This is a genomic window from Kitasatospora sp. NPDC058115 (assembly GCF_042884635.1).
In the GTDB taxonomy this organism is placed as follows: Bacteria; Actinomycetota; Actinomycetes; order Streptomycetales; family Streptomycetaceae; genus Kitasatospora.
The window spans coordinates 58,009-82,789 of record NZ_JBHVTL010000029.1; the positions used below are offsets into that span (position 1 = coordinate 58,009).

At 73.8% G+C, this 24,781-nt stretch carries 23 protein-coding genes; 14 read left to right on the forward strand and 9 right to left on the reverse strand.

The window, feature by feature from the left end; genetic code table 11:
- Positions 1-627: 627 nt before the first annotated feature.
- The 4 genes from ACFVVL_RS28045 to ACFVVL_RS28060 form a co-directional block, all read right to left on the reverse strand.
- Positions 628-972, reverse strand: a complete 345-nt coding sequence (locus ACFVVL_RS28045) for a winged helix-turn-helix domain-containing protein (RefSeq protein ID WP_380294504.1) — start codon at positions 970-972, stop codon at positions 628-630.
- Positions 969-1,775 carry a hypothetical protein gene (locus ACFVVL_RS28050; RefSeq protein WP_387680030.1) on the reverse strand — a complete coding sequence of 269 codons (807 nt, stop codon included), beginning with the start codon at positions 1,773-1,775 and terminating at the stop codon, positions 969-971. Before ACFVVL_RS28050 ends, ACFVVL_RS28045 begins: the two co-directional genes overlap by 4 nt.
- Before the next feature lie 149 nt (positions 1,776-1,924).
- The gene (locus ACFVVL_RS28055) at positions 1,925-2,827 is read right to left on the reverse strand and encodes a 5'-3' exonuclease H3TH domain-containing protein (RefSeq protein WP_380294517.1); all 903 of its coding nucleotides are present in this window, start codon (positions 2,825-2,827) and stop codon (positions 1,925-1,927) included.
- Between the two features lie 58 nt (positions 2,828-2,885).
- Positions 2,886-3,968, reverse strand: coding sequence for a cation diffusion facilitator family transporter (locus ACFVVL_RS28060; protein WP_380294506.1), 1,083 nt, complete (start codon positions 3,966-3,968; stop codon positions 2,886-2,888).
- A gap of 183 nt (positions 3,969-4,151) precedes the next feature.
- Here ACFVVL_RS28060 and chrA point away from each other — a divergent pair, with 183 nt between their 5' ends.
- Positions 4,152-5,327 (forward strand): chromate efflux transporter, encoded by a 1,176-nt coding sequence (gene chrA / locus ACFVVL_RS28065; protein WP_387680035.1) that lies wholly within the window; start codon positions 4,152-4,154, stop codon positions 5,325-5,327.
- Positions 5,328-5,405: 78 nt separating this feature from the next.
- Here chrA and ACFVVL_RS28070 read toward each other — a convergent pair whose 3' ends face one another.
- Positions 5,406-6,140, reverse strand: coding sequence for a gamma-glutamyl-gamma-aminobutyrate hydrolase family protein (locus ACFVVL_RS28070; protein ID WP_387680038.1), 735 nt, complete (start codon positions 6,138-6,140; stop codon positions 5,406-5,408).
- Positions 6,141-6,296: 156 nt separating this feature from the next.
- On the opposite strand from ACFVVL_RS28070, the gene ACFVVL_RS28075 reads away from it, so the two are divergent.
- From ACFVVL_RS28075 to ACFVVL_RS28090, 4 genes are all read left to right on the forward strand, one after another.
- Positions 6,297-7,760 (forward strand): glutamine synthetase family protein, encoded by a 1,464-nt coding sequence (locus ACFVVL_RS28075; RefSeq protein WP_387680041.1) that lies wholly within the window; start codon positions 6,297-6,299, stop codon positions 7,758-7,760.
- A gap of 5 nt (positions 7,761-7,765) precedes the next feature.
- Positions 7,766-9,154 carry an aldehyde dehydrogenase family protein gene (locus ACFVVL_RS28080; protein ID WP_387680114.1) on the forward strand — a complete coding sequence of 463 codons (1,389 nt, stop codon included), beginning with the start codon at positions 7,766-7,768 and terminating at the stop codon, positions 9,152-9,154.
- A 90-nt stretch (positions 9,155-9,244) separates the two neighbouring features.
- Positions 9,245-10,000 carry a 3-oxoacyl-ACP reductase gene (locus ACFVVL_RS28085; RefSeq protein WP_387680117.1) on the forward strand — a complete coding sequence of 252 codons (756 nt, stop codon included), beginning with the start codon at positions 9,245-9,247 and terminating at the stop codon, positions 9,998-10,000.
- Between the two features lie 109 nt (positions 10,001-10,109).
- Positions 10,110-11,261: a DUF2510 domain-containing protein gene (locus ACFVVL_RS28090; RefSeq protein WP_387680044.1), complete on the forward strand. Its 1,152-nt coding sequence runs from the start codon at positions 10,110-10,112 to the stop codon at positions 11,259-11,261.
- A 136-nt stretch (positions 11,262-11,397) separates the two neighbouring features.
- On the opposite strand, the gene ACFVVL_RS28095 is transcribed toward ACFVVL_RS28090, so the two are convergent.
- The 3 genes from ACFVVL_RS28095 to ACFVVL_RS28105 form a co-directional block, all read right to left on the reverse strand.
- Complete coding sequence (locus ACFVVL_RS28095) at positions 11,398-12,318, reverse strand: lytic polysaccharide monooxygenase (RefSeq protein WP_387680047.1); 921 nt, start codon at positions 12,316-12,318, stop codon at positions 11,398-11,400.
- A 258-nt stretch (positions 12,319-12,576) separates the two neighbouring features.
- Complete coding sequence (locus ACFVVL_RS28100) at positions 12,577-12,999, reverse strand: hypothetical protein (protein WP_387680050.1); 423 nt, start codon at positions 12,997-12,999, stop codon at positions 12,577-12,579.
- Between the two features lie 64 nt (positions 13,000-13,063).
- The gene (locus ACFVVL_RS28105) at positions 13,064-14,308 is read right to left on the reverse strand and encodes an amino acid deaminase/aldolase (protein WP_387680052.1); all 1,245 of its coding nucleotides are present in this window, start codon (positions 14,306-14,308) and stop codon (positions 13,064-13,066) included.
- Between the two features lie 100 nt (positions 14,309-14,408).
- Between ACFVVL_RS28105 and ACFVVL_RS28110 the strand changes: the two genes are divergently transcribed.
- Complete coding sequence (locus tag ACFVVL_RS28110; RefSeq protein ID WP_380422964.1) at positions 14,409-15,182, forward strand: SseB family protein; 774 nt, start codon at positions 14,409-14,411, stop codon at positions 15,180-15,182.
- A gap of 70 nt (positions 15,183-15,252) precedes the next feature.
- On the opposite strand, the gene ACFVVL_RS28115 is transcribed toward ACFVVL_RS28110, so the two are convergent.
- Positions 15,253-15,630 carry a DUF1844 domain-containing protein gene (locus ACFVVL_RS28115; protein ID WP_380297824.1) on the reverse strand — a complete coding sequence of 126 codons (378 nt, stop codon included), beginning with the start codon at positions 15,628-15,630 and terminating at the stop codon, positions 15,253-15,255.
- A 462-nt stretch (positions 15,631-16,092) separates the two neighbouring features.
- On the opposite strand from ACFVVL_RS28115, the gene infC reads away from it, so the two are divergent.
- The 8 genes from infC to ACFVVL_RS28155 all read left to right on the forward strand — a co-directional run bounded on the left by infC (position 16,093) and on the right by ACFVVL_RS28155 (position 24,759).
- Positions 16,093-16,800, forward strand: a complete 708-nt coding sequence (infC, locus tag ACFVVL_RS28120; RefSeq protein WP_380297826.1) for a translation initiation factor IF-3 — start codon at positions 16,093-16,095, stop codon at positions 16,798-16,800.
- A 138-nt stretch (positions 16,801-16,938) separates the two neighbouring features.
- Positions 16,939-17,133, forward strand: a complete 195-nt coding sequence (gene rpmI, locus ACFVVL_RS28125) for a 50S ribosomal protein L35 (protein ID WP_045701618.1) — start codon at positions 16,939-16,941, stop codon at positions 17,131-17,133.
- 109 nt (positions 17,134-17,242) lie between these two features.
- Positions 17,243-17,638 carry a 50S ribosomal protein L20 gene (rplT, locus tag ACFVVL_RS28130; protein WP_030395970.1) on the forward strand — a complete coding sequence of 132 codons (396 nt, stop codon included), beginning with the start codon at positions 17,243-17,245 and terminating at the stop codon, positions 17,636-17,638.
- 99 nt (positions 17,639-17,737) lie between these two features.
- The gene (locus ACFVVL_RS28135) at positions 17,738-18,604 is read left to right on the forward strand and encodes a TrmH family RNA methyltransferase (RefSeq protein ID WP_387680057.1); all 867 of its coding nucleotides are present in this window, start codon (positions 17,738-17,740) and stop codon (positions 18,602-18,604) included.
- 116 nt (positions 18,605-18,720) lie between these two features.
- The gene (locus tag ACFVVL_RS28140; protein ID WP_380297820.1) at positions 18,721-19,824 is read left to right on the forward strand and encodes an ATP-binding protein; all 1,104 of its coding nucleotides are present in this window, start codon (positions 18,721-18,723) and stop codon (positions 19,822-19,824) included.
- A gap of 247 nt (positions 19,825-20,071) precedes the next feature.
- Positions 20,072-21,193 (forward strand): phenylalanine--tRNA ligase subunit alpha, encoded by a 1,122-nt coding sequence (gene pheS / locus ACFVVL_RS28145; protein ID WP_355370869.1) that lies wholly within the window; start codon positions 20,072-20,074, stop codon positions 21,191-21,193.
- Complete coding sequence (gene pheT / locus ACFVVL_RS28150; RefSeq protein WP_387680062.1) at positions 21,193-23,694, forward strand: phenylalanine--tRNA ligase subunit beta; 2,502 nt, start codon at positions 21,193-21,195, stop codon at positions 23,692-23,694. Before pheS ends, pheT begins: the two co-directional genes overlap by 1 nt.
- A gap of 213 nt (positions 23,695-23,907) precedes the next feature.
- A complete protein-coding gene (locus tag ACFVVL_RS28155; protein ID WP_387680065.1) occupies positions 23,908-24,759 on the forward strand; it encodes a chitosanase in 852 nt (283 codons plus the stop codon).
- Positions 24,760-24,781: the final 22 nt, after the last annotated feature.

Sequence of the window (24,781 nt, forward strand, 5' to 3'; positions counted from 1 at the left end):
CTCGCCGCGCGTGTGGGCTTCGCCCTGTGCGGCTTCGGCTTCGCCTCGCCGCGCGTGTGGGCTTCGCCCTGTGCGGCTTCGGCTTCGCCTCGCCGCGCGTGTGGGCTTCGCCCTGTGCGGCTTCGGCTTCGCCTCGCCGCTGCTTGCTGTTGCTGGTCGAGGTCACTCCGGTGAGAGGCGCAGCCAGATACACGCTCTCCCGGAAGCACCCTGTGCCCGGAGTGGGAGGTCGGATCGGCCGACTTCCCACTCCACGACTGCTCCGCCCGACCACGGTTGCCCTCGCTCGGACTGAGCGAGGGCAACCGGTTGGAGCGGGGGCGGGCGCACGTGGAGCAGGAAGTCGGCCGGTCCGACTTCCTACTCCTGAGTCATTGGATCGCGCGGCTTGGTGGCGGCGCTTGTGTGTGGCTCCTGCCGGCCCCCTTACGGGTGGGCGCGGGGCCGGGCAGGGAACGCCGGTGCCTTGAGGCCCCAGAGCAGGAAGTCGGCCGGTCCGACTTCCTGCTCCCGAGGTGCCCGCGTACGGCGTCTGCCGGCCCACCGGCCCACCGGCCCACCGGCCCACCGGTGCCCGAGGCTTCCGGAGTGGGAAGTCGCTCTCGCCGACTTCCCACTCCGCCGTGCTCAGCTCGGTGGGGGGCCGGCGGCTTCCAGACGGTGGACGAGGGCGCGGAGGGCGCGGAGTTCGCGGTCGAGGGCCTGGGCGCCGGTGGGGGTGAGGGTGATCCAGGTGCGGGGGCGGCGGCCCGCGTAGCCCTTGTTGACGGCGACCAGGCCGGAGTCCTCCAGGACCTTCAGATGGCGCGAGAGGTTGCCGTCGGTGAGCCCCAACTCCTGCTTGAGGAACGCGAACTCGACGCTCTCGGCCTCGCGGGCGATCGCCAGGATGCCGAGCCGGACCCGCTGGTGGACGGTGTCGTCCAGGGCCAGGGTCGGATGCCGCTCCTCGGTGTCGTCCGCAACGCTCATGAGGTGACCGTACGGGATGCGGCGGGCGCCCGGCGCCCGGCGGTCCACTGGGCCAGGCCGGGGGCGAGCAGGACCGCGGCGAGCAGCAGGGCCTTCGGCTGGGCGGCGTTCGCCCAGGCGGTGTCGAGGTGGTCGAGCCACGGCAGCCAGCCGTCGCCCCACACGCCCGAGAGGTAGGCGGTGAGCAGTGCGGTGTGGACGAGCCCGGTGCCGGCGACCAGCCGGTCGTGCTCGGTGAGGCCGAGGACGAGCAGGCCGAGGCCGACCACGTACCAGGGGGAGGCGTAGGAGTTGCCGAGGAGGGAGAGGCTGAACGGCACCCGGTGGGCGAAGACCAGGACGACCGGGACGGCGGCGACCAGGACGCCGGCGGCGGCCGCCGTACCGAGCCAGGCGCCCCGGTGCGGGACGATGCCGCGGGTCTCGCCGCGCCGCCGGTACCAGCGGGCGAGGGCGAACCAGGCCAGCGGGAGGAGGGCGTACCAGAGGCCCCAGCCGACGAAGCGCAGGATGGCCCCGTCGAACTCGCCCTCCAAACACGGACCGTCGAGGGAGTGCGGGACGCAGAGGCCGATGTACTCCGAGTACGCGAAGTAGGGGTACGAGGTGACGCTGCGCCCGTTGGCGGCGAAGTTGTAGGCCTGTCCGGCGATCGGCACGGCCGCCGCCGCCAGCAGCCCGAAGCCGAGCAGCGGGACGCCCGAGCCGCGCAGGCGGGTGCGGGCCCGGGCGCGCAGGCCCTCCGTGGCGGCGAGCAGTTCGGCCGGGCCGTCGGCCGCCGCGTCCCGGTGCAGTGTGTCCATGGTCCCCCCTGGTGACGTCGTGTCGTCATGTCGAGCCGGCCCGTCAACTTTGCATCGCAAAGTAGATTGCGGTCAAGAGTTCACGGCACGGCAAAGCGAAGGGCCCGTCGCGGGCGAGTGCGACGGGCCCCGGGGGCGGGCGGGGTGGGTCAGCGGGCGGCGAGCGCCTCCAGGACGCGGTCCAGGGAGGTGCCGAGGCCCCAGCGGGCGGCGAGCGCCTCCAGTGTCATCGGGTCGAGCGGTTCGCCCGGCAGGGCGGGGTCGACGTCGGGCACCGGGGCGTCGGCGGCGACCCGGACGACGGTCGGGGCCACGTCGAGGTAGGCCGAGGCCTCCAGGATGTTGCGGCGCCGGGCCGGGGTGAGCGCCGAGCCGATGTCCTGGGCGGCGGTGCGGATGCCGTCCAGGTCGCCGTACTCGTGGATCAGCTGGGCCGCCGTCTTCTCGCCGATGCCCTTGACGCCGGGCAGGCCGTCGCTCGGGTCGCCGCGCAGGGCGGCCAGATCGGCGTACTGGGCGCCGCGCACGCCGTACTTCTCCAGCAGCAGCGCGTCATCGGTGACCTGGAGGTTGCCCATGCCCTTGACCGGGTAGAGCACGGTGATCGCGCGGGCGTCGTCGACCAGCTGGAAGAGGTCGCGGTCGCCGGTGACGATCTGCACCGGCCCGGTGGCGCGCGCGGTCAGCGTGCCGATCACGTCGTCCGCCTCGTAGCCGGGGGAGCCGATCCGGGCGATGCCGAGCGCGTCCAGCACCTGCTCGATCACCGGCACCTGCGGGGCGAGGGTGTCCGGCACCTCCTCCTCCCCGTCCGTGGCGGCCTCGGCGACCCGGTGGGTCTTGTACGAGGGGATGAGGTCCACCCGCCACTGGGGGCGCCAGTCGGCGTCCATGCAGGCGACCAGCTGGTCGGGCCGGTGGTCGTGGACCAGCCGGGCGATGAAGTCCAGCAGGCCCCGGACGGCGTTGACCGGCTCACCCTGCGGCGAGCGCAGGGTGTCCGGTACGCCGTAGTAGGCCCGGAAGTACAGGCTGGCGGAGTCGAGCAGCATCAGACGGGGTGCGGTCACGCCTCCGATCATGCCGTACCGGGGTGACACGGACGGCCTCCTAGTGCTCGTGCGGCCCGGCGCGGTGGACGGGTCCGTGGGCGTCGGCGCAGTGCTCGGGCGTGAGGTCGCCGGGGTGGGTGATCTGCAGCAGCGCGCCCGCCTCGTCCTCGCCGACGTGGTCGACCTGGAGGGTGCTGTGGGTGATGCCGTACTCGCCGGCGAGCCGGCGCTGCAGCTCGCGCCGCACCGCGTGGCAGTCGCCGCCCGGGGTGACCAGGATGTGCGCGGAGAGCGCGGGCTGGCCGGAGGTGATCTCCCAGATGTGCAGGTCGTGGATCTCCTCGACGAGCGGCTGGGCGACCAGCCGGTCGGCCACCGCGTCCGGGTCGACGCCGGCGGGGGCGGCCTCCAGGAAGATCCGCCCGGAGTCGCGGACCAGGCCGATGCCCGCCTTCAGCATCAGCGCGACGACGATCAGCGAGGCGATCGAGTCGGCCCGGGCGAAGCCGGTGGTCACCATGATCACACCGGCCACGGCGGTGGCGATGAACGCGTACAGGTCGGTGAGGACGTGCTGGAAGGCACCCTCGACGTTCAGCGAGCTGCGGTTGGCCTTGGACATGCACCAGGTGGCGGCCAGGTTCACCACGACCCCGACCAGTGCGGTGATCAGCACCAGCGAACCGGTCACCTCCGGCGGCTCGAACAGCCGGCGGATCGCCTCGTAGCCGAGCCAGGCGGACAGCACCAGCAGGGTCACGCCGTTGGCCTGGGCGGAGAGGATCTCGGCGCGCTTGAGGCCGTAGGTGTAGCCGCCGCGCGCCGGGCGGGCGGAGAGCCGCATGGCGATGAGCGCGAGGACGATCGAGGCGGCGTCGGTGAGCATGTGCGCGGCGTCCGAGATCAGCGCCAGCGACTCGGCCGCGAAGCCGACCACCACCTCGCCGGCCATGAACACCACGATCAGTGCGAGCGCGCTCACCAGCCAGCGGCGGTCGGCATCGGCGGCGACGCCGTGCGAGTGGCCGCCGTGGGCCCCGTGGCCCCCGTGGCCGTGACCGCCGTGACCGCCGGGTCCGCCGTGGGACTGCTGCTTCTGGTCATGCCCATGATCATGGTGGGAGTGCTCGTGGCCGGCCATCGAAGTCCTCTCCTGGAACTCATGAACGCGCGGGGGTAAGGGGCGGGGTGTGCGAGCACCCCGCACTCGAAGTGAACCGCAGATCGTACGAAGATCCAAAGGCTGCACTGGAGACCGTTGTCATTGCCGTGCGGTAACCCCCGTCGGGTATCGTCGCGCCGCCGCTGAACAGGGGAGACGCGCATGGAAGCGACCGGACGGGTGAATCTGGCCATGATCGCCCGCGAATGGGGCCGAATCGGCATCACCGGCTTCGGCGGGCCGCCCGCCCACATCCTGCTGCTGCGCCGGCTCTGCGTGGAGCGCCGCAAGTGGCTCTCCCCGGAGGAGTTCGAGGACGGCATCGCGGCGACCAACCTGCTGCCCGGCCCGGCCTCCACCCAGCTCGCGATCCTCACCGCCTGGCGGCTGCGCGGCACCCCGGGCGCGCTGGTCGGCGGGGTCTGCTTCATCGCGCCCGGCCTGGCGTTGATCCTCGCCCTCGCGGTGCTGTTCCTGGCGGGCGACCCGCCGGCCTGGGTGCTCGGCGCGGCCGCCGGCGCGGGTGCGGCCGTCCCGGCGGTCGCCGTGCAGGCCGCCACCTCGCTGGTGCCCGCCAGCTTCGGCCGGGCCGGCCGGGGCCGGGCGGCGCGGGCCCGCTGGGCCGGGTACGCGCTCGCCGGGGCGGTGGCCGCCGTGCTGACCGGCCCCTGGCTGGTCCTGGTGCTGATCGCCTCCGGGCTGGCCGAGGTCGCCGTCCGGCGGCGCGACGAGCGGGCCGGCCGCGAAGGCCCCCGCCGCAGCGCCGGCGGCCTGCTGCCGCTCGCCACCGCACTGCCCGCGCTGGGCGGGCTCGGGGCGGTGGCCTGGGTGGCGTTCAAGGTGGGCGCGCTCTCCTACGGCGGAGGGTTCGTGATCATCCCGCTGATGCAGGACGACGCCGTCGACCGCTACCACTGGATGACCGACGGACAGTTCCTCAACGCCGTCGCCCTCGGCCAGGTCACCCCCGGGCCGGTGGTGCAGACCGTCGCCGTGGTCGGCTACGCGGCCGCCGGGATCGCCGGCGGACTGCTCGCCGCGGCGGTCGCCTTCGCGCCGTCCTTCCTGTTCGTGATCATCGGCGGCCGGCACTTCGACCGGCTGCGCGCCGACCGGCGGGTGCAGGACTTCCTCACCGGCGCCGGCCCGGCCGTCATCGGCGCCATCGCGGGCTCGGCGCTGCCGCTCGCCGCGGCGCTCGCCCACGGCTGGCAGTGGGCCGTGCTGGCCCTCGCGCTGCTCTGGCTGGTCGCCGCCCGGCGCGGGGTGGTGCTCGCCCTGCTGGCCGCCGGCGTGGCCGGGGTGATCGCGACGGCGGCCGGACTGCCCCTGCCGTAGGAGCGGCCCGGCCCCGGTGCCCGGCCCCCGCGCCCGGACCGACACCACCCGCGCCCGCGCCGGCTACACCTCCACCGACTACACCTCCACCGGCTCCAGCTGCACCGGCCGCGCGGCCGTCGCCGCCCGCACCAGCGCCTGCATCACCCGAAGGTCGTCCCCCTGCTCCGGATGCCACTGCACCCCGAGCGTGAACCCCGGCCCCTCCACCGCCTCCACCGTCCCGTCCGGCGCGTGCGCGCTCACCCGCAGCCCCGTCCCCAGCCGGTCCACCGCCTGGTGGTGGAAGGTCGGCACGGTCAGCTCCGGCTCCGGCAGCAGCCCGCCGAGCAGCGTGCCCGGCACCGGCCGCACCAGGTGCGTGCCGTAGCGGCCGGGCGTTCCGCCGTGCACGTCCGTCTCCAGGACGTCCGGCAGGTGCTGGACCAGCGTGCCCCCGCACACCACGTTGAGCACCTGCATGCCCCGGCAGATCCCCAGCAGCGGCATCCCCGCCGCCAGGGCCGCCCGCAGCAGCGCGCTCTCCCAGGCGTCCCGCTCCACCGCGTCGATGTCGCTCAGCGGATGCGGCGGCTGCCCGTAGTAGGCGGGATCGATGTCCGGCCCGCCCGCGATGACGAGCGCGTCGAGCCGGGCGAGGACCTCCGGCGCGCGCTCGGGGGCGTCCGGCGGCAGCAGCACCGCGATCCCGCCCGAGTCCTGTACGTAGGCGGTGTACCGCTGCGGCAGCAGGGCCACCCTGCGCTCCTGCCAGTCGCTCCAACTCGCGTCCACCAGATAGGTGCTGACGCCGACAAAAGGCCTGCGATCCATGGCGCGCATTCTCCTCCCGTACCGCCTGATCCCTCGTCAACCTCGCACCTCGGCGCGCCACACCCGTCCGCCCTCTTCCGCGCCCCGAGCGACAGGCCGTACGGTTCGCTGTGACCGCTTGGTCTCGCTGCGTGATCGACGAGGAGGGCGTCCGCCATGTCCGACCGCACCACCGCACCCGGCACCACCGGCACCACCGCGCCCGGCGGCCCCGGCACCACCGCGCCCGGCACCGAGCCCGGCGCCGCCCCCGGCACCCCGCCGCGCCGCGCCCCGCTGACCCTGGACGAGCTGCGCGCCCTGGTCGACGCCGGCGTGGTCCACACCGTCGCCCTCGGCTTCACCGACATGCAGGGCCGCCTCCAGGGCAAGCGCTTCGCCGCCCGCTTCTTCCTGGACGAGGTCGCCGAGCACGGCGCCGACGCCTGCGAGTACCTGCTGGCCGTCGACGTCGAGCTCAACACCGTCGACGGCTACGCGCTCTCCTCCTGGGAGACCGGCTACGGCGACTTCGCGATGCGCCCCGACCTGTCCACCCTGCGCCTGACCCCCTGGCAGCCGGGCACCGCCCAGGTCACCGCCGACCTGGCCGCCCACGGCGGCCACCCGGTCGCCGCCGCGCCCCGGCAACTGCTGCGGCGCCAGATCGCCCGGCTCGCCGAGCACGGCCTGGCCGCCGACATCGGCACCGAGCTGGAGTTCCTGGTCTTCCGCGACACCTACGAGCAGGCCTGGCAGGGCGGCTACCGCGGCCTCACCCCGGCCAACCTCTACAACGCCGACTACTCGCTGCTCGGCACCGCCCGGGTCGAGCCGCTGCTCTCCCGGATCCGCACCGAGATGGCCGGCGCCGGCCTGGTGGTGGAGTCCGCCAAGGGCGAGTGCAACCTCGGCCAGCACGAGATCGCCTTCCGCTACGCCGACGCGCTCACCACCTGCGACCAGCACAGCGTCTACAAGACCGGCGCCAAGGAGATCGCCGCCCAACTCGGCTGCGCACTCACCTTCATGGCCAAGTACGACCAGCGCGAGGGCAACAGCTGCCACATCCACCTGTCGCTGCGCGACGCCGTCGGCGCGCCCGCCTTCGCCGCCGCGGACGGCCGGATGACCGACACCATGCGCCACTTCCTGGCCGGACAGCTGGCCGCGCTGCGCGAGTTCACCCTGCTCTACGCGCCGAACATCAACTCCTACAAGCGCTACCGCCCGGGCTCCTTCGCCCCGACGGCCGTCGCCTGGGGCCGCGACAACCGGACGTGCGCCTACCGGGTCGTCGGGCACGGCGTCGGGCTGCGGATGGAGAACCGGGTGCCCGGCGGCGACGTCAACCCGTACCTGGCGGTGGCCGGCATGCTCGCCGCCGGACTGCACGGGATCCAGCGGAAGCTGGAACTGCCCGCCCCCTGCCTGGGCAACGCCTACGCCGCCGACGACTACGCCCGGGTGCCCGGCTCGCTGCGCGAGGCCGCCGACCTGTGGGGCACGAGCGAACTCGCCCGCGCCGCCTTCGGGGACGACGTGGTCGAGCACTACCTGCACATGGCCCGGGTCGAACAGGCCGCCTACGACAGCGCGATCACCGACTGGGAGCGCTACCGATCCTTCGAGCGGATGTGAGCACCATCGACACCACCACCCTCACCGAGGCGCAGCCCGCCGCCCACGCCGTCCGCAACCCCACCACCGGCGAGGTCCTCGGCACCGTCCCCGACACCACCCCCGGGCAGCTGGACGCGGCCGTGCGGCGCGCCGTCGGGGCGCAGCGCGGCTGGGCCGCCCTCGCCCCCGGGGAACGGGCCCGGCTGCTGCGCCGCTTCGCCGACCAGGTGGAGGTGCACGTCCCCGAACTCGCCGCGCTGGAGGTCGCCGAGGCCGGCCATCCGGTCGGCAACGCCACCTGGGAGGCGGGCAACGTCCGCGACCTGCTGGAGTACGCGGCCGGGGGAGTGGAGCGGCTGACCGGACGCCAGATCCCGGTGGCCGGCGGCCTGGACGTCACCTTCCACGAGCCGGTCGGCGTGGTCGGCGTGATCGTGCCGTGGAACTTCCCGATGCCGATCGCCGCCTGGGGCTTCGCGCCCGCGCTGGCCGCCGGCAACGCCGTCCTCCTCAAGCCCGCCGAGGCGACCCCGCTCACCGCACTGCGGCTGGCCGAACTCGCCCTCGCCGCTGGGCTGCCGGAGGGCCTGTTCCAGGTGGTGCCGGGAGCCGGTCCGGTGACCGGCCGGGCGCTGGTCGACCACCCCGCGGTGCGCAAGATCGTCTTCACCGGGTCGGCCGCGGTCGGCAAGGAGGTCGCCGCCCGCTGCGCCGCCGGGGCCAAGCGGGTCACCCTGGAACTCGGCGGCAAGAGCCCCAACATCGTCTTCGCCGACGCCGACCTCGAAGGCGCCGCGGACCCGATGTCCTTCCTGGACAACAGCGGCCAGGACTGCTGCGCCCGCAGCCGGATCCTGGTCCAGCGCGAGGCCTACGACGACTTCCTGGCGTTGCTGCTGCCCGCCGTCGAGCGGATCCGCACCGGCGACCCGGCCGATCCGCGCACCGACCTCGGCCCGCTGATCTCGGCCGCCCACGTCCGCCGGGTGGCGTCGTACGTGACGCCCGAACTGCCGGTGCTGGCCCGCGGAACGGTGCCCGACGGGCCCGGCTGCTGGTACCCGCCGACGGTGCTGGCGCCCACCGACCCGGACGTCCCCGCCGTCACCGAGGAGATCTTCGGCCCGGTCGCGGTGGTCCTGCCGTTCACCGACGAGGCGGACGCGCTGCGGCTCGCCAACGCCACCCGGTACGGGCTGTCCGGCTCGATCTGGACCCGCGACCTCGGCCGGGCGCTGCGGCTGGCCCGGGGCGTCGCGGCGGGCAACCTGTCGGTCAACTCGCACGCCTCGGTGCGCTACTGGACGCCGTTCGGCGGCTTCGGCGAGTCCGGGATCGGCCGCGAGCTGGGGCCGGAGGCGCTGGCGCACTTCACCGAGACCAAGAACGTCTTCATCCGGACCGAGGAGTAGGAGCACCCGGTGACCCACCAGTCCCACCACCCCCGCGCCTCCGAGAAGTCGGAGAAGGCCGCGCAGCCCGCGGCGCCGGTCTGCCGCCGGCTGGTCGGCCGCACGGCCGTGATCACCGGCGCGGGCAGCGGGATCGGCCTGGCCTCGGCCCGCCGGCTCGCCGCCGAGGGCGCCAAGGTGGTCTGCGCCGACGTCGACGAGACCACCGGCAAGGCGGCCGCCGGGGAGGTCGGCGGCCTCTTCGTGCACACCGACGTCACCGACCCGGCGATGGTCGAGGCGCTCTTCGACGAGGCCTACGAGACCTTCGGCAGCGTGGACGTCGCCTTCAACAACGCCGGCATCTCGCCGCCGGAGGACGACTCCATCCTCACCACCGAACTCGACGCCTGGCGCAGGGTCCAGGAGGTCAACCTGACCTCGGTCTACCTCTGCTGCCGGGCGGCGCTGCCGTACATGCGCCGGCACGGGCGCGGTTCGATCATCAACACCGCGAGCTTCGTGGCCCGGATGGGCGCCGCCACCTCGCAGATCTCCTACACCGCCTCCAAGGGCGGGGTGCTGGCGATGTCCCGGGAGCTGGGCGTGCAGTTCGCCCGGGAGGGCATCCGGGTCAACGCGCTGTCGCCGGGGCCGGTGGACACCCCGCTGCTGCGCGAGCTGTTCGCCAAGGACCCGGAGCGCGCGGCCCGCCGGCTGGTGCACATCCCGCTCGGCCGCTTCGCCCGGCCGGAGGAGATCGCCGCCGCGGTGGCCTTCCTCGCCAGCGACGACTCCTCCTTCATCACGGCGGGCGAGTTCCTGGTGGACGGCGGGATCGCGGGCGCCTACGTGACCCCGCTGTAGGGGCTCCGGCGGGCCGCGGGCCGCCTTCTCACCGTAATCTCATGGAAAACGCCGGAATTCGGGGCCCAGCTGATTTCGCGCTTATCCGGCTGCCTTTAGATTCTTTGTCGTGAGTGAGCAGATCCCCGCCGGGTGGTACCCGGACCCGAAGGACATCACCAGCGACCCGAGACCGCAGCGCTGGTGGGACGGCAAGGGGTGGACGGCCAACACCCGGCCCGCACCCTCGGACGCGCCGCCGCCGGAGGCCCCGGCGGCCGGTGCTCCGGGGCCGGACGAGGCCGCCGGACCCCGGGTGCTGGAGGGCGAGGTGCTGGACGGCGGGCCGTCGGTCCGCTACCCGGAGCCGCCGCCCTTCGGCACCGCCTACGGTTCGCCGGTGCCGCCGCCCCCGAAGCGGCGGCGCAAGCCGTCGAAGGTGGTGATCGCGGCGGCGGTGGCGGCCGTGCTCGGCCTGGGCGTCGGCTCGGGCGTCACCTACCTGGCGACGGACGACCACGGCGAGCGGCACCGCGTCGCGCGTCCCGCCGGCCCGCCCGGGCAGGAGGGCGAGAACGGGTGGCGCGGGCTTCCGGACTTCGGCGGCCCGGGCGGTGACGGCAACGGCGGTGACGGCAACACCGACGGTGGCCAGGGCAACGGCAAGGGCGGCAGCGGCAAGGGCAACGGGAACGGCAACGGCCAGGGCAACGGGAACGGCGGCCGGAACACCGGCAGCGACCGGGCCGTGGACGTCGTGAACCGGCTGGTCCTGCCCGTCCCCTCCGGCTGGGAGGGCGGCACCACCCGCGACGGCTTCGCCGCGCTCAGCATCGGCCCCTACGACTGCGAGGGCGGCGGCTCCTGCTCCCTCGGCGGTGCCAACACCGGCCGGATCGACGGCGGCGGCACCGACGTGCAGGCGGCGGCCAAGGCCGACATCGAGAAGGCCGCCAAGGACTCCTACAACGAGATCGTCTCGCACGAGGAGCTCAAGTCCGAGCCGGTCAAGGTGGACGGCCGGGACGGCTACCTGGTCCGCTGGAAGGTCGACGCCGCCAAGGGCAACGACGGCTACGTCCAGACGGTGGTCTTCCCCTCCGCGGACGGCAAGTCGCTGGTCTCGGTGCACCTGGGCTTCGACGTCGCCGCCAAGGCGCCGGACGTCGCGGTGATGGACACCATCGTCAAGGGCATCGGCGACTTCAGCGGGAAGCTGCCGTCGATCCCCGGCATCCCCGGCGGTCCGGATGCCGGTGCCAACGGCACCGCCAACACCTGACCGGTCACCACTCGGCTCACGCACGGCGAAGGCCCGCCCGGAACGACTCCGGGCGGGCCTTCACCGCTCTTCGAGGGGGGATCGGCCGGGGCGGGCCGAACGGGGGATGGAGCGGCCCGGCCCCGGCTTCCGGCGGTCAGCCGTCGTGTCGCACAGCCTCGACCCGACGGCGCCGGAGCACCATGCCGGCCCAGCCGACACCGATCGCGGCGGCACCGGTGAGCAGCAGCGGGCCGGTGGCGGAACCGCCACCCACCGCCGCGCTGTCGGCCGCGACGACCCGGCCGGCGGGCTCCTCGGCGTTGCCGCCGTGCCCGTGGTGGGCGACGGTGGACTTGGACTGGCCGGCGGTGATCTGCTCCTCGCTCGGCGCGGCCGGGGCCTGCGCGGAGAGCGCCGACACGGCGGCGGCCGTGCCGCCCTTGCCGAAGTCGACGTCGGAGCAGCTGTAGAACGCCTCCGGGCTGTCGGTGCGCTGCCACACCATGTAGAGCAGCTGACGGCCGGTGCGCTGCGGCAGGGTGCCGCTGTAGTTGTAGTAGCCGTTGTCCGAGGTGCGCGAGGTGGGCACCTGGGCGACCGGCACCGCGTCGAGGTCGGACCACTTCAGCGGCTTGGTCGGGTCCCAGCTCTGCTTGGTGATGTAGATGGTCTGGTTGCCCTGGTGCGCGGCGGTGACGCGGAACTTGAAGTCGACCTTGCCGGCGGTGACCGGGCTGGCGGGCCAGTCGGTGCGCGCGAGGTCCAGCGCCTTGTACTTGTCGCGGCCGGCGGAGCAGAGCTTGCCGTCCGGGATCTGCGCCTGGTGGGCGCCGTTGACGCTGGGGAGGTTGACCTCGTTCCAGTCGTACAGCGGCTGGGTGCCGCCGAGGGCCACGACGTCCTTGCAGATCTGCGACTTGGGGGTCTCCGGACCCTCGGCGTAGCAGGCGGCGACCCGGCTGACCGGGTTGGTGACGGTGCCGTGCGCGGCGGCGGTGCCGATGCCGACGGCCGAGACGGAGAGGAACGCGGCGCCGACGACGCCGACGGACATGGCGGTTCGCTTGATGGACATGGGGTGGGGACTCCTTGACCGTGAACCGGGTCGAAGCTGTGGGGGACTGCCGGGCACGTCTGCCCGAGGGACCGGTCGACCCGGCGCGCGGCCCCTGGGGCTGAGCGTATGATTGGACTAGACCAGCTGGCAATAGTGCGTTGTGAGCCACTTTTTGACGGAATGTAGCCCCCCGAGCAGCGCAAAGGCCCGAGGGGGCGCCTGGGTTAGGCATCCCTTCGGGCCTGCTTAAGGTGGGGGCAAGGTTTTCCGGAAGGCTCAGCTGCCGCTGGGCGCGGCCGGCGGGGTCTGGTGGACGTGATCGATGCGGCCCGCCTGGATGACGCCGTAGTGCGTCCCGCCGCTGATCGTCTGGTTGTACACCGTGACGTTTGTCGTCCGCGGTGTGAACTCCTCCAGCAGGGCGCGCAGCTCCCCGCCTGCCTGCGGGTCCTGGCGGAGCAGCCGGCGGATCCGGTTGCGCAGCTCGGCGGCCTGGTCGCCGACCAGCTCCTCGTCGCCGTCCGCCCGGACCACCTCGACCCGGATCTCCTCCAGCTCGGCGGACACCTCCGCGGTGTCCCGGCCGCGCCCCAGCAGCCCCGCGAGCCGTGAACGCACCTGCGTCCAGGCCTCGGTGGCCATCAGTCCGACCACCGTCGTGGCACCCGTGGTCACCAGCTGCGCGATCTCGGCCTCCACGGCCTCCCCCTCCGTACGTTCCGGTGTCCTTCCCCACGGTAGTGGAACCGCGGCCCCGCACGGGTCAGAGGAAGGTGTGTCCCTCGCCCCGGTAGGTCGGTACGGTGCGCACCACCGCGTCCCCCTCCACGAGGTGCAACTCGGCGAACCGCTCGCAGAGTTCCCCGGCCTTGGCGTGCCGGAACCAGACCCGGTCGCCGATCAGCAGGTCGTCGGCGGCCGCGCCGAGCAGCGGCGTCTGCACCTCGCCGGCCCCCTCCATCGGGTCGTAGCGCAGCCCCGGCGGCAGGTAGGGCACGGGGGAGCGGTCCGGGCCGGGCGCGCCGGACGCGGGGTAGCCGCCGCCGAGCACGGTCACCACGCCGACCCCGGGGCGGCGCACCACCGGCTGGCCGAACAGTGCCGCCGGCCGGCCGCGGAAGGCCCGGTAGTGGTCGAACAGCTGCGGCTGGTAGAGCCCGGACCCGGCGGCCACCTCGGTCACCGCGCGCTCGGCCACGGTCGACTCGACGCTGCCGGTGCCGCCGCCGTTGACGAACTCCAGCTCGGCCACCCGGCGCAGCAGCCGCACCGTGGCCGCCCGGCGCCCGGCCAGCTCGGCCCGCGCCCGGCTCTGCATCGTCCGCACCAGCGCGGAGCGCACCGGTCGGCCGGGCACCGCGTCGCCCACCCCGGCGACGTGCCCCTCGTAGGCCATCAGCCCGACCACCCGGAAGCCCCGGCGGTGCTGCACCAGTTCGGCGAAGGCGGCCACGTCCTCGGGCGTGCGCAGCGGGGAGCGGCGCGCGCCGACCCGCACCCGCCCGCCGAGCAGGTGCAGCGAGGTGTCCAGCTCCAGGCAGACCCGCACCTCGGCGGAACCGGCCCGGACCGCGTCGACCAGGTCCAGCTGGGCGGGGTCGTCCAGTACCACGGTGACGGCCCCGGCCAGCTGCGGATCGGCGGTCAGCTCGGCGAAGCCCGCCCGGTCGCTGGACGGGTAGGCGAGCAGGACGTCGCGCAGGCCGGAGCGGGCCAGCCAGAGCGACTCGGCGAGGGTGAAGCTCATCACCCCGGCGAACCCCTCCACGGCCAGCGCCCGCTCCAGCAGGGCGCGGCAGCGCACCGACTTGCTGGCCACCCGGATCGGTTTGCCGCCCGCCCGGCGCACCAGGTCGGCGGCGTTGGCGTCGAAGGCCGCCAGGTCGACGACGGCCACCGGGCCGTCCAGATGGGCGGTGGCCCGGTCGTACCGGGCGCGGTCGGCGGCCGGCGAGGGGGCGGACGCGGTGCGGGCGCCGCCGGTGGCGGCGGCTTCGAGCGTGGCCATGGGCGCAGACTGCCACACCGGGTCTACCCACGGGTAGGGGACGGACGGGGGACCTTCGGTCCGTGTGGGGGCGGGGGACCGGTGGCATAGGGTCGGCCGGGTGGACCGCAAAGACTTCTCCAACCCGGCGTTCGTCGGCAAGAACATCCCCGACCCGGGCTTCTCCGGCGACGACGGCACCGCCGATCCGGCGCTGGCCGCCGCGCTCGCCCGCTGGGCGCAGGACCGCGCGGCCGAACCGGAGGTGCTCGCGGCGCTGACCCCCACCCGGCTGATGGTGCCGATCGTGGCGATCCTCGGCGAGGTCGAGGTGGACGCGCACGGGCACCGGCACGAGAAGACGAGCGACATGGCCGTCCCGGTGCTGGAGGCCGCCGACGGCCGGCGCGCGCTGCCGGCCTTCACCTCGCTGGAGTCGCTGGCCCGCTGGCGCGCGGACGCCCGTCCGGCGCCGACCGCCGCCCCGCAGGCCGCGATGGTCGCCTTCTCCGAGCGGGCGGACACCCTGCTGCTCGACCCGGCCGGCCCGGTGCCGTTCCAGCTGTCCGGGGCCCGGCTGCGGGCGCTGGCGGAGAACCGGCCCTACCTGCCGCCGGCCGCCGACCCCGAGGTGCGCGAGGCGGTCCGGGCGCTGCTGGCGGCCGAGCCGCAGGTGACCGCCGGGCTGCTGGCCCCGGCCGAGGACTCCGACGGGGTGCTCGCGGTGGTCCTGGACCCGGCGCTGGACCAGGCCGGGATGCAGGCGGCCGCGCAGCGGGTCGGGCAGGCGGTGGCCGGTGACCCGGTGCTGCGGGTGCGGCTGGACCGCGGCCTCGACCTGGCGGTGCTGCCGGCGAGCGCCGGGCTGCCGGGCGAGCCGCTCTACCGGCGCTAGGCGCGTTCCCGGGAGCGGGGGCGCGCGGACCACGACCCCCCGTGGTCCGCGCGCCCCCGCGCGGGTCACGTCAGGAGTAGACCGGACCGGTGAACTTCTCGCCCGGGCCCGCGCCCGGCGCGTCCGGGACGATCGAGGCCTCGCGGAAGGCCAGCTGCAGCGAGCGCAGGCCGTCGCGCAGCGGCGCGGCGTGGAAGTTGCTGATCTCCGGGGCGCCGGCGGTGACCAGCCCGGCCAGCGCGGTGATGAGCTTGCGGGCCTCGTCGAGGTCCTTGTCCTTCTCGCCGCCCTCGGCGAGGCCGCACTTCACGGCGGCGGCGCTCATCAGGTGCACCGCGACGGTGGTGATCACCTCGACGGCCGGGACCTCCGCGATGTCCCGGGTGAGGTCGTCGAAGCCGATCGCCTCGTCGTCCGCGGCGGGGGTCTGGGTGGGCTCGCTGCTCAAAGGGGGCTCGTTCCGTCGTGCCGGTGTCCGTACAGAGGGAGCGTACAAGCCGGGGCACGCGGGGGCGGAATAGCGTTCGACCCCTCGGCGCTGTATGCTTCGAGACTGACCGGCCAGACGTCCTCACGGAGGTCCGGCCAGCAAGTGGAGGCTCCACCCAGGAGGCCCGAGAGGGCAACCGCGAAAGTCTCCCACCTGATCGGCCTCGCGGTCGACGGGTCCGGTCCGCGACGGGCGCCCAGTGTGCCGACGGTCGCCGCAGCGCCCCTCACCGGGTGCCGCCCCCGGTTGTGTGGAGCCCCGCTTGTGTACCGAGCGGGGCTTTTTTCGTGTCGCGGTGTGAACGGCCGAACGGAGCCGGGTACAGCGCAGCACGAATGAAGCCCCGCCCAGTGGTCGAGTCCACTACGTGCGACCGCCGTCCGACGGCCGCATCGCAGAAGGTGCAACCGAGGAGGCCCCATCAGCACCGAGCCCCGCATCAACGACCGGATTCGCGTCCCCGAGGTGCGACTCGTCGGTCCCAGCGGCGAGCAGGTCGGCATCGTGCCGCTTGCCAAGGCGCTGGAGCTCGCGCAGGAGTACGACCTCGACCTGGTCGAGGTCGCGGCGACCGCCCGGCCGCCGGTGTGCAAGCTCATGGACTACGGCAAGTTCAAGTACGAGTCGGCCATGAAGGCCCGTGAGGCGCGCAAGAACCAGGCGCACACGGTCATCAAGGAGATGAAGCTCCGGCCGAAGATCGACCCGCACGACTATGACACCAAGAAGGGTCACGTCGTCCGGTTCCTCAAGCAGGGCGACAAGGTCAAGATCACGATCATGTTCCGCGGTCGTGAGCAGTCCCGCCCCGAGCTGGGCTTCCGTCTGCTCCAGCGGCTCGCCGACGACGTCCAGGACCTGGGCTTCGTCGAGTCCTCGCCGAAGCAGGACGGCCGTAACATGATCATGGTTCTCGGCCCGCACAAGAAGAAGACCGAGGCGATGGCCGAGGCCCGCGCCGCCGCGGACGCCCGCAAGGCCGAGCGCCAGGGCCGGACCGCCGGCTCCGACGCCGCCACTGCCGAGTCCGACGAGCCTGCCGAGGCCCAGGACGCCGCCGCCGAGGTGGAGGCCCCCGAGGCCGCCGCTCCGGTCGAGCAGCCGGCCGAGGCCTCCCAGGGCGCCTGACCCCCAGGGTCAGGAAGGCCCGGGAGACCGGCCACCAGGGTGACGGGGCGTCCCGCCCGGTCACCGCAGATCCATCCTTCACGCCCGCGCGGCGCACACCGCGCGGGCGTGGACGGACCGACGAGGAGATACGGCGAAATGCCGAAGCAGAAGACGCACAGTGGCGCCAGCAAGCGCTTCAAGATCAGTGGCTCTGGCAAGGTGCTGCGCGAGCGCGCCGGCCGCCGCCACCTCCTGGAGCACAAGCCCTCGACGCTGACCCGCAAGCTGGCCGGGACGATCGAGCTGGCCCCCGCCGACGCCAAGAAGATCAAGAAGCTTCTCGGCAAGTGATCGCCCTCCCGCCCGGCGCGAGTCGTGTGCGGGGCAGCTGATCCTTCCCGACCCATTCGAATGACGGACCACGTGAAGCAGTCCGTGGTCCAACTCAAGGAGTAATCAAGTGGCACGCGTCAAGCGGGCAGTCAACGCCCACAAGAAGCGCCGGGTCATCCTGGAGCGCGCCAGCGGCTACCGCGGCCAGCGCTCGCGCCTGTACCGCAAGGCCAAGGAGCAGGTCACCCACTCGCTGGTCTACAACTTCAACGACCGCAAGAAGCGCAAGGGCGACTTCCGTCAGCTGTGGATCCAGCGCATCAACGCTGCGGCCCGTGCCAACGGCATCACCTACAACCGCTTCGTGCAGGGTCTGAAGGCCGCCAGCGTCGAGATCGACCGCAAGATGCTGGCCGACCTGGCCGTCAACGACCCGGGTGCCTTCGCCGCCCTGGTCGAGGTGGCCCAGAAGGCGCTGCCGGCCGACGTGAACGCCCCGAAGGCCGCCGCCGACGCCGCCTGATCTTCCGAGATCGGTTGAGCTCTGACCGGACCCGCAGGCTCGCCTGCGGGTCCGGTCCTGCTTTGACCCCGTCCTTCAGCGCCTCCAGAGAACGAGACCATGCCGAGCACCGACACCCCCCTGCTGACCTCCCTGCGCTCGCCGCGCGTCGTCGCCGCCCGCCGGCTGGCCAAGCGCAACCAGCGCACCAAGGAGCGCCGCTTCCTGGCCGAGGGCCCGCAGGCCGTCCGGGAGGCCGTCGCCTTCGGCAGGCTGCCGGGGACCGACGAGCACGCCGTGGTCGAGGTCTACGCGACGCCGGAGGCCGCCGAACGCCACGCCGGCATCGTCCGGGCCGCCCTGGACGAGGGGCTGCCGGTGCTGACCGCCACCGACGAGGTCATCGCCGGGATCTGCGACACCGTGACCCCGCAGGGCATCGTCGCGCTCTGCCGCTTCATCGACACGCCCTTCGCCGACGTCCTCGCGGCCCGCCCCAAGCTGGTCGCCGTGCTCGCCCACGTGCGCGACCCCGGCAACGCCGGCACCGTGCTGCGCACCGCCGACGCGGCCGGCGCGGACGCCGTGGTGCTCACCGACGCCTCCGTGGACCTCTACAACCCGAAGGCCGTGCGGGCCTCGGTCGGCAGCCTGTTCCACCTCCCGGTCGCCGTCGGCGTGCCGGTCGAGGAGGCGATCGGCCGGCTGCGCGAGGCCGGGGTGCGGGTGCTGGCCGCCGACGGCGCGGGGGAGCGGGACCTCGACCGGGAACTCGACGAGGGCACCCTCGGCGCACCGGGCGCATGGGTGTTCGGCAACGAGGCGTGGGGGCTCCCGGAGGAGACCCGCGCACTGACCGACGAGGTCGTGCGCGTGCCGATCCACGGACACGCCGAGAGCCTCAACCTGGCCACCGCCGCCGCCGTGTGCCTCTACGCCTCGGCCCGCGCCCAGCGCTCGCCGGGCGGGTGCCGCGCCGCGGGGTGACCCGTGCGCCGACCCGTGCCGGGAACTCGTCGCGGGCCCTATTACCCGAGGCTGTGAGGCGCTAGGGTCTGCCTCGGTGGGGGGAAAGACACGGTGGGTAATCGGGGAGGACACCCATGGTCGGCAGCGGGCCAGAGCTCGACCCGGACGACCTGCCGGACGGCCTGGTGGTCGCCGACGCCCTGGGCCGGGTGGTCCGCTTCAACCGGGCCGCCGCCCGGCTGACCGGCGTCGCCCCGAAGGACGCGCTCGGCAGCGCCCTGGAGGACGTCCTGCCGCTGGAGGACCTCGACGGCCGCCGCTGGTGGCAGCTGACCGACCCCTACGGCGGCCTGGCGGTGCGCACCGGCCAGCCGGAGCGCAACCTGCTGCTGCCCGGCGGACGCGAGGTGCTGGTCTCCGCCCGCTACGTCCGCGAGCGCCCCGGGGGGCCGCTGGAGCGGCTGGTGATCGCCCTGCGCGGCACCGAGGCGCGCCGGCGCACCGAACGCAGCCACGCCGAGCTGATCGCCACCGTCGCGCACGAGCTGCGCTCGCCGCTCACCAGCGTCAAGGGGTTCACCGCGACCCTGCTCGCCAAGTGGGAGCGGTTCACCGACGGGCAGAAGCGCCTGATGCTGGAGACCGTGGACGCCGACGCCGACCGGGTCACCCGGCTGATCGCCGAGCTGCTGGACATCTCCCGGATCGACGCCGGCCGGCTGGAGCTGCGCAAGCAGGTCGTCGACCTGGCCGCCGCCGTGCGCCGGCACGTCGAGCGCAAGGTGGCCACCGGCATCGCCGAGGAGCGCTTCGACATCCGGGTCAGCGAGCCGCTCACCGTGCTGTGGGCCGACCCCGACAAGGTCGACCAGGTGCTCGCCAACCTGCTGGAAAATGCCGTGCGGCACGGCGAGGGGACTGTCACCATCGAGGTGGCACCGGCCAAGGAGGTCGTCGAGGCCCCCGTCTGGGAGCGCCCCGGCACCCCGCCCCGCATCGTGGAAGGCACAGCGGTCACCGTGAGCGACGAAGGCAGCGGTATCCCCGAGGAAGCGGTGCCGCGCGTCTTCACCCGCTTCTGGCGCGGTTCCAAGCGCGGCGGCACCGGGCTCGGCCTCTACATCGTCAAGGGCATCGTGGAGGCCCACGGCGGCTCGATCCGCGTCGACCGCGCACCCGGCGGCGGCGCCCGGTTCCGATTCATCCTGCCCGCCGGGATCCCCGACTTCATGCTCTGAAGGGGCATGGACGCCGAACACGGCCTGCCGTAGTCGGCACCCCGGGCGGGCTTGACGGCAGCTGCGCTACGCGCTGCGACTACACTCGACCTTTGGCGTTGTGGAACGCCCCGCGCGGCTGCGCCGCGGACACCCCGCCTCCCCGGTTCGGAGAACGGCTGCCCGTGCCCCGGCCACGCCGGGCGTGACGCGAAGGCACGAGCCCCTTACCTGAGCACGGACGAGCAGGAGCACGGGAAAGATAGAGATGTCGGCACCCAACAAGTCGTACGACCCGGTCGAGGTCGAGGCCCTCAAGCCCGAGGTGGTGGAGGCGGCCCGGGACGAGGCCGTCGCCGCGTTCGCCGCCGCCACCAGCCTCGACGAGCTGAAGCAGGCCAAGGTCGCCCACACCGGCGACCGCTCCGCCCTGTCCCTCGCCAACCGCGAGATCGGCGCCCTGCCCCCGCACGCCAAGGCCGCCGCCGGCAAGCTGATCGGCCAGGCCCGGGGCGCCGTCAACCAGGCGCTCGCCAAGCGGCAGGCCGAACTGGAGGCCGAGCGGGACGCCCGCGTGCTGGTCGAGGAGGCGGTGGACGTCACCCTGCCCTACGACCGCACCCCGCGCGGCGCCCGCCACCCGCTGACCACGCTGGCCGAGCGCATCGAGGACACCTTCGTCGCGATGGGCTACCAGGTCGCCGAGGGCCCCGAGGTCGAGGCCGAGTGGCTCAACTTCGACGCCCTCAACCTGGGCCCGGACCACCCGGCCCGCTCCATGCAGGACACCTTCTTCGTCCAGGCCCCGGACGGCTCCGCCGACTCCGGCGTGGTGCTGCGCACCCAGACCTCCCCGGTCCAGGCCCGCACCCTGCTCGACCGGGAGCCGCCGGTCTACGTGGTCTGCCCCGGCCGGGTCTACCGCACCGACGAGCTGGACGCCACCCACACCCCGGTCTTCCGGCAGGTCGAGGGCCTGGCGGTGGACGAGGGCATCACCTTCGCCGACCTCAAGGGCACCATCGAGCAGCTGGTCTCGACCCTCATCGGCGACGGCCTGGAGCTGCGCTGGCGGCCCTCCTACTTCCCGTTCACCGAGCCGAGCGCCGAGATCGACCTGCAGTGCTTCGTGTGCCGCGGCGAGTCGGTCGGCAACCCGGACCGCCCCTGCCGCACCTGCGGCTCCGAGGGCTGGATCGAGCTCGGCGGCTGCGGCGTGGTCAACCCGCGGGTGCTCGTCGCCTGCGGCGTGGACCCCAACCGCTACAGCGGGTTCGCCTTCGGCCTGGGCCTGGAGCGGATCCTGATGAACCGTCACAACGTCGCCGACATGCGCGACATGGTCGAGGGTGACGTGCGCTTCACCCTCCCGTTCGGGATGGAGATCTGATGCGCGTCCCGCTTTCCTGGCTGCGCGAGTACGTCGACCTGCCGGCCGGCGAGACCGGCCGCGACGTGGCCGAGCGGCTGGTCCGCGCCGGCCTGGAGGTCGAGACCGTCGAGCAGCTCGGCGGCGACCTCAAGGGCCCGCTGGTGGTCGGCGAGGTGCTCTCCATCGAGGAGCTGACCGGCTTCAAGAAGCCGATCCGGCACTGCTTCGTCAACGTCGGCGACGCCAACGGCACCGGCGAGCCGCAGGAGATCGTCTGCGGCGCCAGCAACTTCGCCGTCGGCGACAAGGTCGTCGTGGTCCTGCCCGGCGCCGTGCTGCCCGGCCCGTTCCCGATCTCCGCCCGCAAGACCTACGGCCAGACCTCGGCCGGCATGATCTGCTCGGCCCGCGAGCTCGGCATGGGCGACGACCACAACGGCATCATCGTGCTCCCGCCCGAGTACGAGCCCGGCACCGACGCGATCGAGCTGCTCCAGCTCGTCGACGAGGTGCTCGACATCGCCGTCACCCCGGACCGCGGCTACTGCCTGTCCATGCGCGGCGTCGCCCGCGAGGCCGCCGCCGCCTACGGGCTGCCGCTGGCCGACCCGGCGCTGCTCGACGTGCCGCCGGCCAACTCCTTCGGCTACCTGGTCAAGGTCAACGACCCGGCCGGCTGTGACCGCTTCGTGGCCCGCACCGTCGTCGGCCTCGACCCGGCCGCCAAGTCCCCGATCTGGCTCCAGCGCCGGCTGCAGAAGGCGGGCATCCGCCCGATCTCGCTCGCCGTCGACATCACCAACTACGTGATGCTGGAGGTCGGCCAGCCGCTGCACGCCTACGACAAGCAGCGCGTCGACGGCCCGATCACGGTCCGCCGGGCGGAGGAGGGCGAGAGCCTCACCACCCTCGACGGCGTGACGCGCAAGCTGTCCGCCGAGGACCTGCTGATCTGCGACAACAGCGGCCCGATCGGCCTGGCCGGCGTCATGGGCGGCGCCTCCACCGAGATCCTCGACCCGGCCGCCGGCCCGGGCACCACCGAGGTGATCATCGAGGCGGCGCACTTCGACCCGGTCGTCATCGCCCGCGGCGCCAAGCGGCACAAGCTGCCCTCGGAGGCGTCCAAGCGCTTCGAGCGCGGCGTCGACCCCGAGGCCGCCCGCGCCGCCGCGCAGCGCGCCGTCGACCTGCTGGTGCTGATCGCCGGCGGCACCGCCGAGGCCGGTGTCACCGACATCGCCGCCCCGCACCCGGTGCGCACCATCACCATCGCCGCCGACCTGCCCGACCGGGTCGCCGGCACCGAGTACGGCCGCGAGACCGTCACCCGGCGCCTGCAGGAGATCGGCTGCTCGGTCGCCGGGGCCGACGTCCTGGAGGTCACCCCGCCGACCTGGCGCCCCGACCTCACCGACCCCTACGACCTCGCCGAGGAGGTCATCCGGCTGGAGGGCTACGACAACGTCCCCGCCCGGATGCCCGCCGTCCCGCCGGGCAAGGGCCTGACCGAGGCCCAGCGGATGCACCGCCGGGTCGGCGTCGCGCTGGCCGGGGCCGGCTACGTCGAGGTCAACAACTACCCGTTCGTCGGTGAGGCCTCCTTCGAGGCGCTCGGCCTGGAGCCGGGGGACCGGCGGCGGACCACCGTCACCCTGGTCAACCCGCTCAACGACGAGGAGCCGGGGCTGCGCACCACGCTGCTGCCCGGCCTGCTCGGGGCGCTGCGCCGCAACGTCGGCCGCGGCAACACCGATCTGGCGATCTTCGAGACGGGCACGGTGTTCCTGCCGAAGGACGAGCGCTCGGTCGCCCCGCGCCCGGCCGTCGACCGCCGGCCCAGTGACGAGGAGCTGGCCGCGCTGGACGCCGCGCTGCCGCACCAGCCGCGCCGGGTCGCCGTCGCGCTGGCCGGCGAGCGGCTGCCGTCCGGCTGGTGGGGCAAGGGCGCGCCGGCGATCTGGGCCGACGCGATCGAGGCCGCCCGCACGGTGGCCCGCGCCGCCGGGGTCGAGCTGACCGTGCGCCAGGGCCGGCTGATGCCGTGGCACCCGGGCCGCTGCGCCGAGCTGGTGGTCGCCGGCACCGACCGCGTGGTCGGCCACGCCGGTGAGCTGCACCCGCGCGTCGTCAAGGCGATGAACCTGCCCGAGCGCACCGGCGCGATGGAGCTGGACCTGGACCTGCTGGCCGCCGACGGCGCCGCGCGGGTCGACGGCCCGGCGGTCTCCGGGTTCCCGGTGGCCACCCAGGACGTCGCGCTGATCGTCGACGCGGCCGTGCCGGCCGCCGACGTGGAGGGCGCGCTGCGCGCCGGGGCCGGCGAACTGCTGGAGGCGATCCGGCTGTTCGACGTCTTCACCGGCGAGCAGGTCGGTGAGGGCAGGAAGTCGCTGGCGTACGCGCTGCGGTTCCGCGCCGCGGACCGCACGCTGACCGCCGACGAGGCGAGCGCCGCCCGCGAGGCGGCCGTCGCCGAGGCCGTCGCCCGCACCGGCGCGGTGCTGCGCGGCGCCTGAGGCAGCGCGGCGTCCGGACGCGCGTGACGCGTCCGGCGCGCCGACGGAAGGGCCCCGGCCGGATCTCCGGCCGGGGCCCTTCCGCGTGCCTTTGCGGGCAACCCCCTTGCGCCACGACCGACGTGAACGCTTCAATCAAGTTAGGAAACTTTCCTAACCCTCTCTCAGGGGTCCGGCCACCCCCATGTCCGGACCAGGGAAACGGAGCGTCAGATGCGTACCCAGCACCGCACCGCCCGCACCGCCCGCCTCGCCCTCGCCGCCCTGCTGGTCGCCGCCCCGGCCACCGTCGCGGCCGCCGGAGCCGTCCACGCCGCCCCCGCCCCCGCCGCCGGCAGCGTCCGGCTCGCCGCCGTGGGTCTGGACGACCCGCACAAGAAGGACATCGCCATGCAGCTGGTGTCCAGCGCCGAGAACTCCTCCCTCGACTGGAAGGCCCAGTACAAGTACATCGAGGACATCAACGACGGCCGCGGCTACACCGCCGGCATCATCGGCTTCTGCTCCGGCACCGGCGACATGCTCGAACTCGTCGAGCACTACACCGACCTGAAGCCGGGCAACATCCTCGCCAAGTACCTGCCGGCGCTGCGCAAGGTCAACGGCACCGACTCGCACTCCGGCCTCGGCTCCGCCTTCGAGCGCGACTGGGCGACCGCCGCCAAGGACACCGTCTTCCAGCAGGCCCAGAACGAGGAGCGCGACCGGGTCTACTTCAACCCCTCGGTCAACCAGGCCAAGGCCGACGGCCTGCGCGCGCTCGGCCAGTTCGTCTACTACGACGCCATCGTCATGCACGGCCCCGGCACCAGCTCCGACAGCTTCGGCGGGATCCGCGCCGCCGCCCTGAAGAAGGCCAAGTCCCCCGCCCAGGGCGGCGACGAGGCCACCTACCTGAAGGCCTTCCTGGACGCCCGCAAGGTCGTCATGAAGCAGGAGGAGGCCCACGCCGACACCAGCCGGGTCGACACCGAGCAGCTGGTCTTCCTCAACGCCAGGAACTTCGACCTCAACCCGCCGCTGAAGTGGAAGGTCTACGGCGACAGCTACGTCATCAACAGCTGACGCGGGGCCGGTGCGCCCGGCC